This window comes from Mesorhizobium sp. M0037 (genome assembly GCF_040323635.1).
GTDB lineage: Bacteria > Pseudomonadota > Alphaproteobacteria > Rhizobiales > Rhizobiaceae > Mesorhizobium.
On record NZ_JAMYVB010000010.1, the window covers coordinates 54849 to 66897 of the forward strand.

A 12049-nucleotide genomic window follows, 5' to 3' on the forward strand; every position below is an offset into this window, starting at 1 on the left:
TGGACGTTACCGTCCGCCCGCCTTGTCGTTTCATATCAAATTTTTCGACGGCAGGTTGCGCCCTGCCGCCATCGATGTTTGCGGCCAAGACCGCGTGAAAGAAGACTATTTTGACCAACGAAAACACCTCAGCCGGTAACGCAATCTCGGCCGGCAACACTACGGAACTCACCGGTTTCGCAGCTCTTGGAATTACCGGCGCGCTGCTCAAGGCGACGCATGGCGCCGGCTTCACCGAGCCGAAGCCGATCCAGACGCAGGCGATCCCGCCGCAGATGGAAGGCCGTGATATCTTCGGCATCGCCCAGACCGGCTCGGGCAAGACCGCTGCCTTCGCGCTGCCGATCCTGTCGAAGATCATCGCGCTCGGCACCAAGCGCCGAGCCAAGACCACTCGTGCGCTGATCCTGGCGCCGACGCGCGAACTCGCCGTCCAGATCGAGGACACCATCAAGATCCTCGCCAAGGGCGCGCATGTCTCGACCGCTCTCGTGCTTGGCGGCGTCTCGCGCTTCAGCCAGGTGAAGAAGGTTGCGCCCGGCGTCGACATCCTGATCGCCACGCCCGGCCGCCTGACCGACCTGGTGCGCGAGGGCGACCTCATTCTCTCCGACACCAAATGGCTGGTGCTGGACGAGGGTGACCGCATGCTCGACATGGGCTTCATCAACGACGTCAAGCGGATCGCCAAGGCGACCGCGCCCGACCGTCAGACGGTGCTGTTCTCGGCCACCATGCCCAACGAAATCGCCGAGCTGGCGAAGGGCCTGCTGAAGAACCCGATCCGCGTCGAAGTCGCGCCGCAGAGCACCGCGGCCGCCGAGATCGTGCAGGGCGTCGTCTTTGCCCGCACCAAGCAGAAGCGCCAGGTGCTGTCGACGATGCTCGCCGACGAGGCAATGAAGTCCGTCATCATCTTCTCGCGCACCAAGCATGGCGCCGACCGGGTGACCAAGGACCTCGAGCGCGACGGCTTCAAGGCCGCCGTCATCCACGGCAACAAGTCGCAGAACGCCCGCCAGAAGGCGCTCAACGATTTCCGCGAGGGTTCGGTGCGCATTCTCGTCGCGACCGACATCGCGGCGCGCGGCATCGACGTTCCCGGCATCAGCCATGTGGTGAATTTCGACCTGCCGGATGAGGCCGAAAGCTATGTCCACCGCATCGGACGTACCGGCCGTAACGGCATGGACGGCATCGCCATCACGCTTTGCGATCCTTCCGAAAACAGCAAGCTGCGTCAGGTCGAGCGCATCATCCGCAGCAAGCTGCCGATCGTTGCCGACCATCTCGGCAGCCCGGATCCGGTGCGCAATCCGGCCGAAAAGAACGAGCGCTTCGAGCCCGCCAATGATCGCAACGACCGCAATGGCCGTCGCGACGGCAGGCGGCCCGGTGGCCAGAACAACGGCTTCGCCAAGAAGCGTTTTGGTGACAAGCCGGCCTTTGCGGGTGCAAGCGAGCGCAAGCCGGAAGGCGCCAAGGCCTTCAAGGGCAACAACAAGCGCCGCTTCGGCGGCAAGCGGCCCGCTGCGCGGGCTGCCTGATCAGACGAACCGGTCAGGCTCGTCGAGCCTGGCTTGATTGCTGACGATTGAATATGAGGACGGCCGGGGCAATGCTTCGGCCGTCCTTTTCGTTTAGGGCTGCCCGGTAATTGCCTTCACCCACACGACGATCCGCTGCGCCAGGAAAGCCGTGGTCGAGGGCGACAGCGCGTCGCCGGCAATGACGTGGTCGTCGGGATCGCCATTGTCGTCGACGGGCACCAGTTCATGCGGTGCGCCCCAGCGGCCGGCGATTTCGCGGGTGCGATCCTGGCGCACCACCTTGTCGGAATCCGAGAAGATGAACAGCGCCGGTATGGTTGCCTTCTCCACAGGCGCTGCGTAGGCAAGGTTGGTCAGCGCCGCCATCGGTAGCACGGCCGCCATTGGATAGGTGTGCGTCCAGAGTTTCTCGTGCAGCGCGTTGCGGGTCGTAAAGCTGCGCTCTTTGCCGCCGACGAACTCGGCGATCTGCCTGCCCCAGGGCATGGTCAGCAGCTCGGCGCCTGAAGCCCTGATGCCGAAATTCGGCGAGATGAATGCGATTGCAGCGACGCCGTCCGATGCGCCAGGCTCAGTCGCCGCCCATGCCGCCAGCGATCCACCGGTCGAGGTGCCGATGACGATCACCTTGTCGCCGATGGCCCGGCCGATGGCGAGCGCCTCCTCGTAGTCGTTGATCCAGGCATTGACGCTGCATTGCGCCATCGAGGCGCCGTCCTGCCCATGACCGGTGAGGCGGGTGTAGAAAAGGTTGGCGTCGAGTTGGTCGGCGACCTCGTCGGCCAGCGGGCGAACCTCGCCCTTCGATGCCGAAAAGCCATGGATATAGACGATCGCCAATGGCGTCCTGGCGTGAACCATCGGATCGGCCCAGATGATTTCTTTCTCGAGCCCGTCGCGGACGTTGGGCACGGCAGCCTCTTCACGCGCGATATATGCTTGCGGATCGTCGCCGATCACCTTGGGGTCGAAGCTGATTGTTGTGTCGACGGGAACGCGCGGACCAAGCAGGAAGGCCAGGACAAGGATGATGACGACGCCCAGCACCGCAAGCACGATCCGCCGCCCCATCTCAGACTCCATGACAATTCTAAAGCTATGGCGGCCGGTGCAGTCAGGCAACAGCCGGGGCTGTGGACAGCTATTCGTTCGGCGGCTTGCGGTCGAAATTCAGCGGCCGCCCTGTCCAGCGGGTCGCCGTGCTGATGAACCACCGGCAGACTGGCCTTGGCAGCAGTGCCAGCAACTTCAGCCCCCAGCTCAGCCGGTGAGGGAAGGTAACCTCGAAGCCGCCATGCTCGATGCCGCGCAGCAGGCGGCGCGAGGCGCGGTTGACCGGCATCAGCCCCGGCATCGGCAGCATGTTCTTTTCCGTCAGCGGGGTGTCGATGAAGCCCGGATTCATCACCTGGATCCGGACATTCATCTTGTCGAAATCGTATTTCAGCGACTCGGCCAGGATGTTGATCGCCGCCTTCGAGCCGCCATAGGCCGCCGTGGTCGGCCAGCCGAAATAGGCGGTAACCGATCCGACAAGCACGATATGGCCGCGCGCACGGATGCGCATGCGCTCCATGAGCGGGACGAGGCCATTGATGATACCGAAATAGTTGACCTCGAAGGTCTGGCGAAAGTCGCGGACCCTGAGGTCTTCGCCGGGCGTGGCGATGTAGTTGCCGGCGTTGAAGACGGCGAGCACGATCGGCCCGAGCTCCTTTTCAATCGCCGCCACCGTGCTTGCCATGCGCGGCTCATCGGTGACGTCGCAAGGGTAGGCGACGACACGTCCCGGCATCTGCGCCGTCTCGACGATGAGCGCGTCGAGTGGGTCGCCGTCGAGTGCGGTGACCGCGACGACAAAGCCCTTTGCCGCGAGGTCCTTTGCCAGCGCACGGCCGATGCCGCTGCTGCCGCCGGTTATCCAGGCGACGCCGTGCTTCGGGTTGGCCCGGTAAAGTGTCATTCTGCGCCCTGCCGATCTGTCATTAGTGCTCTAGCGGTGAAAAAATCGAATGAAAAGAGCGCTTTTCCGTACTGGTTGAAATGATCGTCATCGCGCGATGTCCGGCCGCGGGAGATTGCAGTGCCCGAAATGCGACTGGACCAGGCGAATTCTTGCCTTGAAACGCACGCTTCGGGTTTCTAGGGTCTCGCCGCAGCTACATAAGGAATCCCGGATGCCCCGTTCTGTGATCGAAGCGATCGGCAACACGCCCCTGATCCGCCTCAACAAGGCCTCGGAGCAGACCGGCTGCGAGATCCTGGGCAAGGCCGAGTTCATGAACCCCGGCCAGTCGGTCAAGGATCGCGCCGGCCTGTTCATCATCCGCGACGCCGAACAGCGCGGGCTGTTGAAGCCGGGCGGCGTCATCGTCGAGGGCACGGCAGGCAATACCGGCATCGGCCTGACGCTGGTCGCCAAGGCGCTGGGCTATCGCACAGTGATCGTCATTCCCGACACCCAGAGCCAGGAAAAGAAGGACACGATCAAGCTGCTTGGCGCCGAGCTGATCGAAGTGCCGGCGGTGCCTTACAAGAACCCCAACAATTACGTGAAACTGTCGGGGCGGTTGGCCGAGCAGATGGCGAGGTCGGAGCCGAACGGCGCGATCTGGGCCAACCAGTTCGACAACGTTGCCAATCGCGACGGCCATATCCGCACCACGGCGGAAGAAATCTGGACGCAGACCGGCGGCAAGGTCGACGGTTTCGTCTCGGCGGTGGGTTCGGGCGGAACGCTGGCCGGCGTCGCCTTCGGGCTGAAGGCCAGGAGCAGCAACGTCAAGATCGCACTCGCCGATCCGCTGGGTGCGGCGCTCTATTCCTTCTACACCAGTGGCGAATTGAAGTCCGACGGCAGCTCGATCACCGAAGGGATAGGGCAGGGGCGCATCACGGCAAATCTCGATGGGTTCACGCCGGACTTCTCGTTCCAGGTGCCGGACGAGGAAGCGCTGCCGATCGTCTTCGACCTGATCCAGGAAGAAGGCCTGTGCGTCGGCGGTTCGACCGGCATCAACATTGCCGGCGCGATACGGCTGGCGCGCGAGCTTGGCCCCGGCCACACCATCGTGACCATCCTTGCCGACTATGGCACGCGCTACCAGTCGAAGCTGTTCAACCCGGAATTCCTGCGGGATAAGAACCTGCCGGTGCCGGGCTGGATGGATGAGCGCAGCACAATTTCGGTGCCGTATGAGAAGGTCGCCTGATGGCGCACAGAACAGAAGCGCTGTTTCGCGACGACGCCTATCTCAGAGCGGCTGACGCCACTGTTGTCGCCATCAACGAGCGCGGCGGCATCATTCTCGACCGGACCATCTTCTATGCCACATCGGGCGGCCAGCCTGGCGATACCGGAACATTAGAGCGCGCCGACGGCAGCCGCATCGCCATTGCCGCCACCATCACCGGCGAGACCAAGGACGAGATTATCCATGTGCCGGCGCCGGAGCAGCCGGCACCCGAGGTCGGCGAGCAGGTGAAACTCGCCATCGACTGGGAGCGGCGGCATCTCCTGATGCGCATGCACGCAGCTTGCCATTTGCTCACCGTAGTCTGTCCGTTTCCGATTACCGGTGCTGCGGTTTCCGAAGATGACAGCCGCGTCGACTTCGACGCTCCCGATGCCGGCTTCACCAGGGAAGACGTCACCGCCGGGCTGATGGAGCTGGTGCGAGCCGATCATCCGATCTTCGTCAGGCTGATCACCGACGAGGAACTGGCAGCCAATCCTGGCCTGGTGAAATCCAAGAATGTCCGGCCGCCCGCCGGCACCGGCAAGATCCGCCTGGTCTGCATCGGCGACAACGCTTCGATCGACAGCCAGCCCTGCGGCGGCACCCATGTCAAAAGCACCGGCGAAGTCGGTGAAATCCATATCGGCAAGATCGAGAAGAAGGGCCGCGAAAACCGGCGTTTTCGCATTCGCTTCGGACCGCTGCCGGTGGCTTGAACGAACCATGATCCCGAAAAGTGGAAGCCGGTTTTCGGGGAAGATCATGGTCAACAGGAAGCAATGCTTCGCCAAGGCGGAGCAGGAGAAGAACAATGGCCGATGACAGCCCTTTCACCGTCGATGCGGACTGGTTGCAGAGCCGTCTTGGCGAGCCCGGCCTGACGATCGTCGATGCATCCTGGTATCTGCCGGCGCAGAAGCGCGATGCGCGCGCCGAGTATGAGGCTGCGCATATTCCGGGCGCGCGATTCTTCGATCATGATGCGGCCTCCGATCCTGATGCCAAGCTGCCGCACACGCTGCCCTCGCCACAGCATTTCGCGCAATATGTAGGCGCCATGGGAATTTCGGCCGACGACACCATTGTCGTCTATGACGGTCCGGGTTTCTTCTCGGCGCCGCGCGCCTGGTGGATGTTCCGCGTCATGGGCGTGTTCCAGGTCTATGTGCTCGACGGCGGCTTCGACCGCTGGAAGGCGGCGGGCCGGCCGGTGACGGCGGAGCCGACCAAGATCGCGCCGAATGTGTTTCATGCCGATTTCGATGCCGCTCGCGTCGCCAGCCTTGCCGACATGCGCCGCATCGTCGAGACTGGCGAGAGCCAGATTGCGGACGCCCGAGGCGCGGGCCGCTTCACCGGCGCCGAGCCAGAGCCCCGCGCGGGTGTTCGCTCCGGCCACATGCCCGGCGCGCACAATTTGCCTTATTCGGCGCTGTCAGAGGATGGCGCGCTGTTGTCGAAGGACCAGTTGCGCAAGGCCGTTGAGGATGCCGGTATCGATCTGTCGAAACCGGTCGTCACCTCTTGCGGTTCCGGCATCACGGCGGCTGTCGTCACTCTGGCGCTGGAGACGCTCGGCCACACCGACAACCGGCTCTACGACGGCTCATGGACGGAATGGGGCGGGCTGGCAGACACGCCCGTGGTGACGGGCAAGGAATGATGGCGATGGAAAATGGCGCGCTGGACGACATCGAGGTTACGGTCACGTTTCTGGAAATGCATGTGCCGCCGGCCTATTCGCCGCCGTTGCCCTACAACAGGCAAATCGCGCTGCTCAGGACCAAGGACATTCCGCTGCATTTCTACCGCTATCTGATGGATCGGGTCGGACGCAAATGGCACTGGGTCAATGTGCTGAGGCTGGACGATGACGAGCTTGCCGCCGGCGTCCACCGCGAGGACCGCGACATCAGGGTGCTTTATCTCGACGGCGCGCCGGCCGGGTTCTTCGACCTCAAGCCGCATTTTCCAGAGGAAGTCGAACTCGCTTATTTCGGCATGATGGAACATGCGACCGGGCAAGGCATCGGCCGTTGGTTCCTCGGTGCGGCGATTGCCGCAGCATGGTCGTATGGGCCGAAACGGGTAACGGTGCAGACCTGCACGCTCGACCATCCGGCTGCCTTGCCGCTCTACCAGAAGCTCGGTTTTGCGCCGGTGGCGCAAAAGAAGGAGACCGTGCACCCGCTGTCGTTCGCCGAGCGCTCGGCCAGCGTCATGCGGCCGTGACTTTCTCCGACTGAAGGCCGAACCGACCGTTCATGGCGAGGAATTCCTGCTCGTGCGGACCCAGGACGAGAACTGGCGCAGGCGCCGGGTGACGCTGCGCCGCTTCGACGATTTCATCCGCTGAGCCGGCGCGGGACCTGCCCAATGCCGAAGCAGTCCGGCCTGAGACTGGCCGGGCTGCTGACAGTTGACAGGAATCGGGTGGGAAGTACCTCGGCGGGGGCATAATTTCCGGTCAACCACACCGGAGATTTAGCCATGACCGTCCAGTTCAAAGCCTTGCCGACAGAAGATGTGAGAGCGCTGCAGCGCGGCGGGCCGGACGCCTACGGGCAAACGCCGGAGCGGAAGGTTTCAGATGGCGACGGGGTGCCGTGCCGGCATTGCCTAAGAAACGTCGCCGAAGGCGATGGCTATCTGATCATGGCCTATCGGCCGTTTCCGGCGTTGCAGCCTTACGCCGAGACAGGACCGATCTTCCTGCATGCGCAGGAATGCGAACGCGCAGCCGAAACGGAAGCGCTTCCAGAGATGCTTGAGAGCAGCGACTATATCGTGCGTGGCTATGGTGCCGATGACCGTATCGTCTATGGCAGCGGCGGCGTCATCCCGACGGGCGCCATTGCGGCGCGGGCAGAGACGCTGTTTGAGCGCGATGACATCGCCTATGTCCACGTCCGCTCGGTGCGCAACAATTGTTATCAGTGCCGCATGGAGCGTGTCTGACAAAAAGATGCCCGCCGGTGGTCTGGCGGGCAGTTGGGAACCGTGTGACGGCACGAGCCGTCAAGTTGGCATCCCTGTCTGCGCATGTTTTTCGATTGCCTGATGTGAAGCACTTCACATAGCGTCCGCGATCGTCGCCGGCGTGGCGGCGCGCCGATTGCCGGTGCGCTGTCGCACTCCCTTCGCATTCGTCCGTTAAAGCATGAGTGTCGATGGATTTGCCGACCGCGGATGAACCGGCGGGGATCTCGACAACCGAGGAAGCGGGGCTTTGGCTCCGCTTTTTTGTTGTCCGTCAGCCTGTTCAATGCCGATGTTAAGATTTTGCGCAAAGAAAAAGCCCGCCGGAATTGACCGACGGGCTTTGACGTTGCCGGAGCGGCTTTTAGTTGAATTTATACTTCGCGCCAAGGCGAACGGTCTGGAAAGAAGGCTCGTCGGTGAGGAAGCCGCCCGAACCGAAATCCTCTTTCTCATACTGCGAATAGCGGTATTCGAGGCCCAGCGTCATGTTGCTGGAGACGGCCGTTTCCAGGCCGCCACCGATCGAGAAGCCGCTCGAACCCCAGTCGGTAATGTCGCCGCCAGGCGAAGCATGCAGGTCGAAATGCTGCCAGCTATAGCCGCCGATGACATAGGCCAGAGTCGACTCGTTGACCTTGGCGCCGATGCGGGCCAGGGCATCGAAGCCATAGTCGGCATCGCCCTTAATGGAGCCGCCGAAGAGATCCAGCTTCGAGCGAATGCCGGAATAGCGGGCATCAAGCAGCACGCCGGCGACCCATCCGCCGAAATCATGGTCGTAACCGATGCTCGCCTCGCCGAACACGCCTTCGCCACCGATGCCATCCAACTCGAGGGCACCGCCCAGCGTCAGGTCATGTACCACCGTGCCGGCGCCAAGCGCGCCGCCGACATAGAAGCCGGTCCAGTTGTAGGTCGGAGCAGCAAACGAGGCCCCGCCGCCATTCTGGGCGCCGAAGCGGTAGTTGGCCGCGATGTGGAAGGTGTGGCTGGATGGCTCGACATCCAGAGAGGTTCCCGGGCCGCCAATAATGCCGAGGTCAGCCACCGAGTCGTCGCCATAGTTGGCGTAGCGGTACTCGGTCTTAATCGTCCAGTTGCCGCGCAGCACGGTTTCCATGCCAACGCCGACGACATAGCCGCCACGGTTCTCCGTGAAATCGAGACCGTCGGCAAAGCCCGAACCCTCGAGCTTGAAATGGTTCCAGGTGTAGCCGCCGAGCACATAGCCGAGTGTATCGGGGTTCAAGAGATAGCCGGCGCGCAAGCCGACGTCGAAGCCATAAGCGTTCGTCAGGTCGATATCAGCGCCCGGAAGGCTGATCGACGGACCGATATTCCCGATGTTGGCGTCGATGAAGCCGCCAAGCAGGAAGCGCTCGGAGACCATATAGTCGTAGCCGGCGGTGATTTCGCCAAACACGCCGTTGCCGCCGATCCCGTTGAAGTCGATCACCGGGTCGACGCTGATGCGATGCACGGTGGCGCCGAAGCCGCCGCCGATGCCGACATAGGCGCCGCTCCAGTTGAAACCGGCAGGTTCTTCCACCGGCTGCACAACATCGGCGGCATGCGCTACCGATATCAAAGCCATTGCCGAAACGGCCCCGAGAAGAACGGATTTAGCAGAGATGAACATTTTAGCCCCTTAGCATAAGAACAAACCCGTCCGTGTTCTAACAGGACGCTCGCCAATATTGGAATGACAAAAATGCCACATCGGCAGGCAAAAGCACCGCCAAGCCGGGCCGTTTCGCCGTGATGTTGCCTTAGAGCCCGCAATTTGTGAGCACGCGGCCAATAAAAAACCCGCCGGCGCAACCGGCGGGTGAGGGAGGCAGAACTGCTTGAGTCGATTAAGGCGTCTGGTCAGGCAGCCAGAACCACTTTCGGTTCGACCAGCTCATAGCCGAGTGCTTCGGCGACGGCGCGATTGGTGATCTTGCCCCTGTGGACATTGAGGCCGTTGCGCAAATGGTGGTCGTCGACCAGTGCCTTCAGGCCCTTGTCGGCCAGCTGCAGGCCATAATGCAGCGTCGCGTTGTTGAGCGCGTGCGCCGAGGTCACCGGCACGGCGCCCGGCATGTTGGCGACGCAGTAATGGATCACGCCGTCGACCTCATAGGTCGGCTCGGCATGGGTGGTGGCGTGCGAAGTCTCGAAGCAGCCGCCCTGGTCGATAGCGACGTCGACCAGCACCGAGCCCTTCTTCATGCCCGACAGCATTTCGCGAGTGACCAGCTTGGGTGCAGCAGCACCCGGGATGAGCACGGCGCCGACGACGATGTCGGCCGAGAAGCATTCTTCCTCAAGCGCCTCGACTGTGGAGTAGCGGGTGTGGACGCGGCCGGTAAAGAGGTCGTCCAGCTGGCGCAGGCGCGGGATCGAGCGGTCGATGATGGTGACGTCGGCGCCGAGGCCGACCGCCATGCGGGCGGCATGCAGGCCGACGACGCCGCCGCCGAGCACCGTGACCTTGCCGGGCAGTACGCCGGGCACGCCGCCGAGCAGCACGCCGCGGCCACCATTGGCCTTCTGCAGCCCGGTCGCGCCGGCCTGGATCGACAGGCGGCCGGCAACTTCCGACATCGGCGCCAAGAGCGGCAGGCCGCCGCGGTCGTCGGTTACGGTCTCATAGGCGATTGCGGTGACGCCGGACGCGAGCAGGCCCCTGGTCTGCTCCGGATCCGGGGCCAGGTGCAGATAGGTGTAGAGGATCTGGCCCTCGCGCAGCTGCGCCCATTCGTTGGGCTGCGGCTCCTTGACCTTGACGATCATGTCGGACTTGGCGAACACGTCGGCGGCGGTCCTGGCGATGGTGGCGCCGGCGGCGCGGTAGGCATTGTCATCGGCGCCGATGCCGGCGCCGGCGCCGCTTTCGACCAGCACTTCATGGCCATGCGCGACATATTCGCGGACGGAGCCCGGCGTCAGGCCGACTCGGTATTCGTGGTTCTTGATTTCCTTGGGGCAGCCGACGCGCATAGTCTTCTCCTGATCCGGCCCTTCGGGCTCGTTCCCTGTATCAACCGAGTGAACCACGAATCGTTGCGCAGGTGTTTGCGAATGCGCTTGCGCGAGGTGACGTGTTTCGATAATCGTTGCGCGAAATTGCATAATTTTCGCAGGAATCACTCTAAATGCCGCTCGACAGGATCGATATCGCCATTCTCGAGGCACTGCAGAAGGATGGGCGCATACCCAATGCGGCGCTCGCTGAAAGGGTCGGCCTGTCGCAATCGGCCTGTTCGCGCCGGCTCGACAATCTGGAGAAATCCGGCACCATCCGCGGCTATCACGCCCGGCTTTCGAATGCAGCGCTCGGCCACCAGATGACGGCGATCGTGCACATATCGCTGTCGGGGCAGTTCGAAAAGACGCTGTCGGATTTCGAGGCGGCGATCAAGCGCTGCCCGAATGTGCTGTCGTGCCACCTGATGTCGGGCGAATACGACTATATCCTGCGCATCGCCGCCAAGGATCTGGTCGACTATGAGCGCATCCACAAGGAGTGGTTGTCGGCGATGCCGCACGTGACCAAGATCAATTCGTCGTTTGCCCTGCGCGAGATCGTCGATCGCACGGCGATGGGCATGAAGCCGGAACTGGCCTAGCCCTGAGCAGTCTCGGTCACCAGCCTATCCATTGGGATGTCGTGCGGCTGCGGGTAGATGGTGGCTATGCGCTGCAGTTCGTAGCCGACGCCGATGACCAATGGCTTGAACGGCATGGCAGCCAGCGTGCGGTCGAAGAAGCCACCGCCATAGCCCAGGCGGTAGTTTCGCGGGTCGATGCCGACGATCGGCGAGATGACGACGTCGGGCAGCACCGGGTCGCCTTCGGCGGGGATAGGGATGTTCCAGACGCCTTTTTCCAGCCGGTCGCCAGGCACATAAGCGCGGAAGATCAGCGGCTGGCCCTTCTCGATGACGACTGGCAGTGCCGTGCGGCCGCCGCGCTGGTTGATCGACGCCATCCACGACCGCAGGTCCGGCTCGCCGCGAAACGGCCAGTACAGGCTGACCATGCGGCCGGCAATGTCGCCGATTGCCGCGTCGAGGCCTTCGGTGATAGCCCGCGACATCGCCACCCGCGCATCGGCCGAAACCGCCAACCGTGCCGCGATCAGACGCTCGCGCTCGGCCTTGCGCCAACGGCGCACATCGGTCCAGTCGGTCAATGGCGCGCGAAATTCCGGATCGAGTTCGTGCATGAAGCAAGGCGGCGAAGAATATTGCGCCCGCCCTTTGCGATCTTTGTCATCGTCGTTGGCCATGC

12 protein-coding genes and 1 pseudogene are annotated in these 12049 nt (G+C 63.1%); 8 read left to right on the forward strand and 5 right to left on the reverse strand.

The window, feature by feature from the left end; translation table 11 throughout:
• The first annotated feature begins 110 nt into the window (after positions 1-110).
• Complete coding sequence (locus NKJ78_RS16605; protein ID WP_023698795.1) at positions 111-1547, forward strand: DEAD/DEAH box helicase; 1437 nt, start codon at positions 111-113, stop codon at positions 1545-1547.
• A gap of 93 nt (positions 1548-1640) precedes the next feature.
• Here NKJ78_RS16605 and NKJ78_RS16610 read toward each other — a convergent pair whose 3' ends face one another.
• Positions 1641-2621, reverse strand: a complete 981-nt coding sequence (locus tag NKJ78_RS16610; RefSeq protein ID WP_352459015.1) for an alpha/beta hydrolase — start codon at positions 2619-2621, stop codon at positions 1641-1643.
• A gap of 70 nt (positions 2622-2691) precedes the next feature.
• A complete protein-coding gene (locus NKJ78_RS16615) occupies positions 2692-3513 on the reverse strand; it encodes an SDR family oxidoreductase (RefSeq protein ID WP_023805244.1) in 822 nt (273 codons plus the stop codon).
• A gap of 214 nt (positions 3514-3727) precedes the next feature.
• Here NKJ78_RS16615 and NKJ78_RS16620 point away from each other — a divergent pair, with 214 nt between their 5' ends.
• From NKJ78_RS16620 to NKJ78_RS16645, 6 genes and pseudogenes are all read left to right on the forward strand, one after another.
• Complete coding sequence (locus NKJ78_RS16620) at positions 3728-4762, forward strand: cysteine synthase A (RefSeq protein ID WP_023682581.1); 1035 nt, start codon at positions 3728-3730, stop codon at positions 4760-4762.
• On the forward strand, positions 4762-5505 hold the full coding sequence (locus NKJ78_RS16625) for an alanyl-tRNA editing protein (RefSeq protein ID WP_352459014.1): 744 nt from the start codon (positions 4762-4764) through the stop codon (positions 5503-5505). The genes NKJ78_RS16620 and NKJ78_RS16625 overlap by 1 nt, the downstream gene beginning before the upstream one ends.
• A gap of 95 nt (positions 5506-5600) precedes the next feature.
• A complete protein-coding gene (sseA, locus tag NKJ78_RS16630; protein WP_023738890.1) occupies positions 5601-6452 on the forward strand; it encodes a 3-mercaptopyruvate sulfurtransferase in 852 nt (283 codons plus the stop codon).
• A 5-nt stretch (positions 6453-6457) separates the two neighbouring features.
• The gene (locus NKJ78_RS16635; RefSeq protein WP_023738889.1) at positions 6458-7021 is read left to right on the forward strand and encodes a GNAT family N-acetyltransferase; all 564 of its coding nucleotides are present in this window, start codon (positions 6458-6460) and stop codon (positions 7019-7021) included.
• Between the two features lie 19 nt (positions 7022-7040).
• Positions 7041-7145 (forward strand): annotated as a pseudogene (locus NKJ78_RS16640) (OmpA family protein); the annotation flags it as partial.
• Between the two features lie 134 nt (positions 7146-7279).
• Complete coding sequence (locus NKJ78_RS16645; protein WP_023738888.1) at positions 7280-7747, forward strand: DUF1203 domain-containing protein; 468 nt, start codon at positions 7280-7282, stop codon at positions 7745-7747.
• A 385-nt stretch (positions 7748-8132) separates the two neighbouring features.
• Here the strand turns inward: NKJ78_RS16645 and NKJ78_RS16650 are convergent, their stop codons facing one another.
• Positions 8133-9365, reverse strand: a complete 1233-nt coding sequence (locus NKJ78_RS16650) for an outer membrane protein (RefSeq protein WP_084014320.1) — start codon at positions 9363-9365, stop codon at positions 8133-8135.
• Between the two features lie 275 nt (positions 9366-9640).
• Complete coding sequence (gene ald / locus NKJ78_RS16655) at positions 9641-10756, reverse strand: alanine dehydrogenase (RefSeq protein WP_023738886.1); 1116 nt, start codon at positions 10754-10756, stop codon at positions 9641-9643.
• 155 nt (positions 10757-10911) lie between these two features.
• Here ald and NKJ78_RS16660 point away from each other — a divergent pair, with 155 nt between their 5' ends.
• A complete protein-coding gene (locus NKJ78_RS16660) occupies positions 10912-11385 on the forward strand; it encodes an Lrp/AsnC family transcriptional regulator (RefSeq protein ID WP_023668897.1) in 474 nt (157 codons plus the stop codon).
• Here NKJ78_RS16660 and NKJ78_RS16665 read toward each other — a convergent pair.
• Positions 11382-12047, reverse strand: coding sequence for a 5-formyltetrahydrofolate cyclo-ligase (locus NKJ78_RS16665; RefSeq protein WP_023738885.1), 666 nt, complete (start codon positions 12045-12047; stop codon positions 11382-11384). The genes NKJ78_RS16660 and NKJ78_RS16665 overlap by 4 nt on opposite strands.
• Positions 12048-12049 lie beyond the last annotated feature (2 nt).

Excerpts from the sequence above, each read along its gene's own strand:
- NKJ78_RS16610 (WP_352459015.1), bottom strand. The coding sequence starts at position 2,621 with ATGGGGCGGCGGATCGTGCTTGCGGTGCTGGGCGTCGTCATCATCCTT.
- NKJ78_RS16615 (WP_023805244.1), bottom strand. The coding sequence starts at position 3,513 with ATGACACTTTACCGGGCCAACCCGAAGCACGGCGTCGCCTGGATAACC.
- NKJ78_RS16620 (WP_023682581.1), top strand. The coding sequence starts at position 3,728 with ATGCCCCGTTCTGTGATCGAAGCGATCGGCAACACGCCCCTGATCCGC.
- NKJ78_RS16625 (WP_352459014.1), top strand. The coding sequence starts at position 4,762 with ATGGCGCACAGAACAGAAGCGCTGTTTCGCGACGACGCCTATCTCAGA.
- sseA (WP_023738890.1), top strand. The coding sequence starts at position 5,601 with ATGGCCGATGACAGCCCTTTCACCGTCGATGCGGACTGGTTGCAGAGC.
- NKJ78_RS16635 (WP_023738889.1), top strand. The coding sequence starts at position 6,458 with ATGGAAAATGGCGCGCTGGACGACATCGAGGTTACGGTCACGTTTCTG.
- NKJ78_RS16645 (WP_023738888.1), top strand. The coding sequence starts at position 7,280 with ATGACCGTCCAGTTCAAAGCCTTGCCGACAGAAGATGTGAGAGCGCTG.
- NKJ78_RS16650 (WP_084014320.1), bottom strand. The coding sequence starts at position 9,365 with ATGGCTTTGATATCGGTAGCGCATGCCGCCGATGTTGTGCAGCCGGTG.
- ald (WP_023738886.1), bottom strand. The coding sequence starts at position 10,756 with ATGCGCGTCGGCTGCCCCAAGGAAATCAAGAACCACGAATACCGAGTC.
- NKJ78_RS16660 (WP_023668897.1), top strand. The coding sequence starts at position 10,912 with ATGCCGCTCGACAGGATCGATATCGCCATTCTCGAGGCACTGCAGAAG.
- NKJ78_RS16665 (WP_023738885.1), bottom strand. The coding sequence starts at position 12,047 with ATGGCCAACGACGATGACAAAGATCGCAAAGGGCGGGCGCAATATTCT.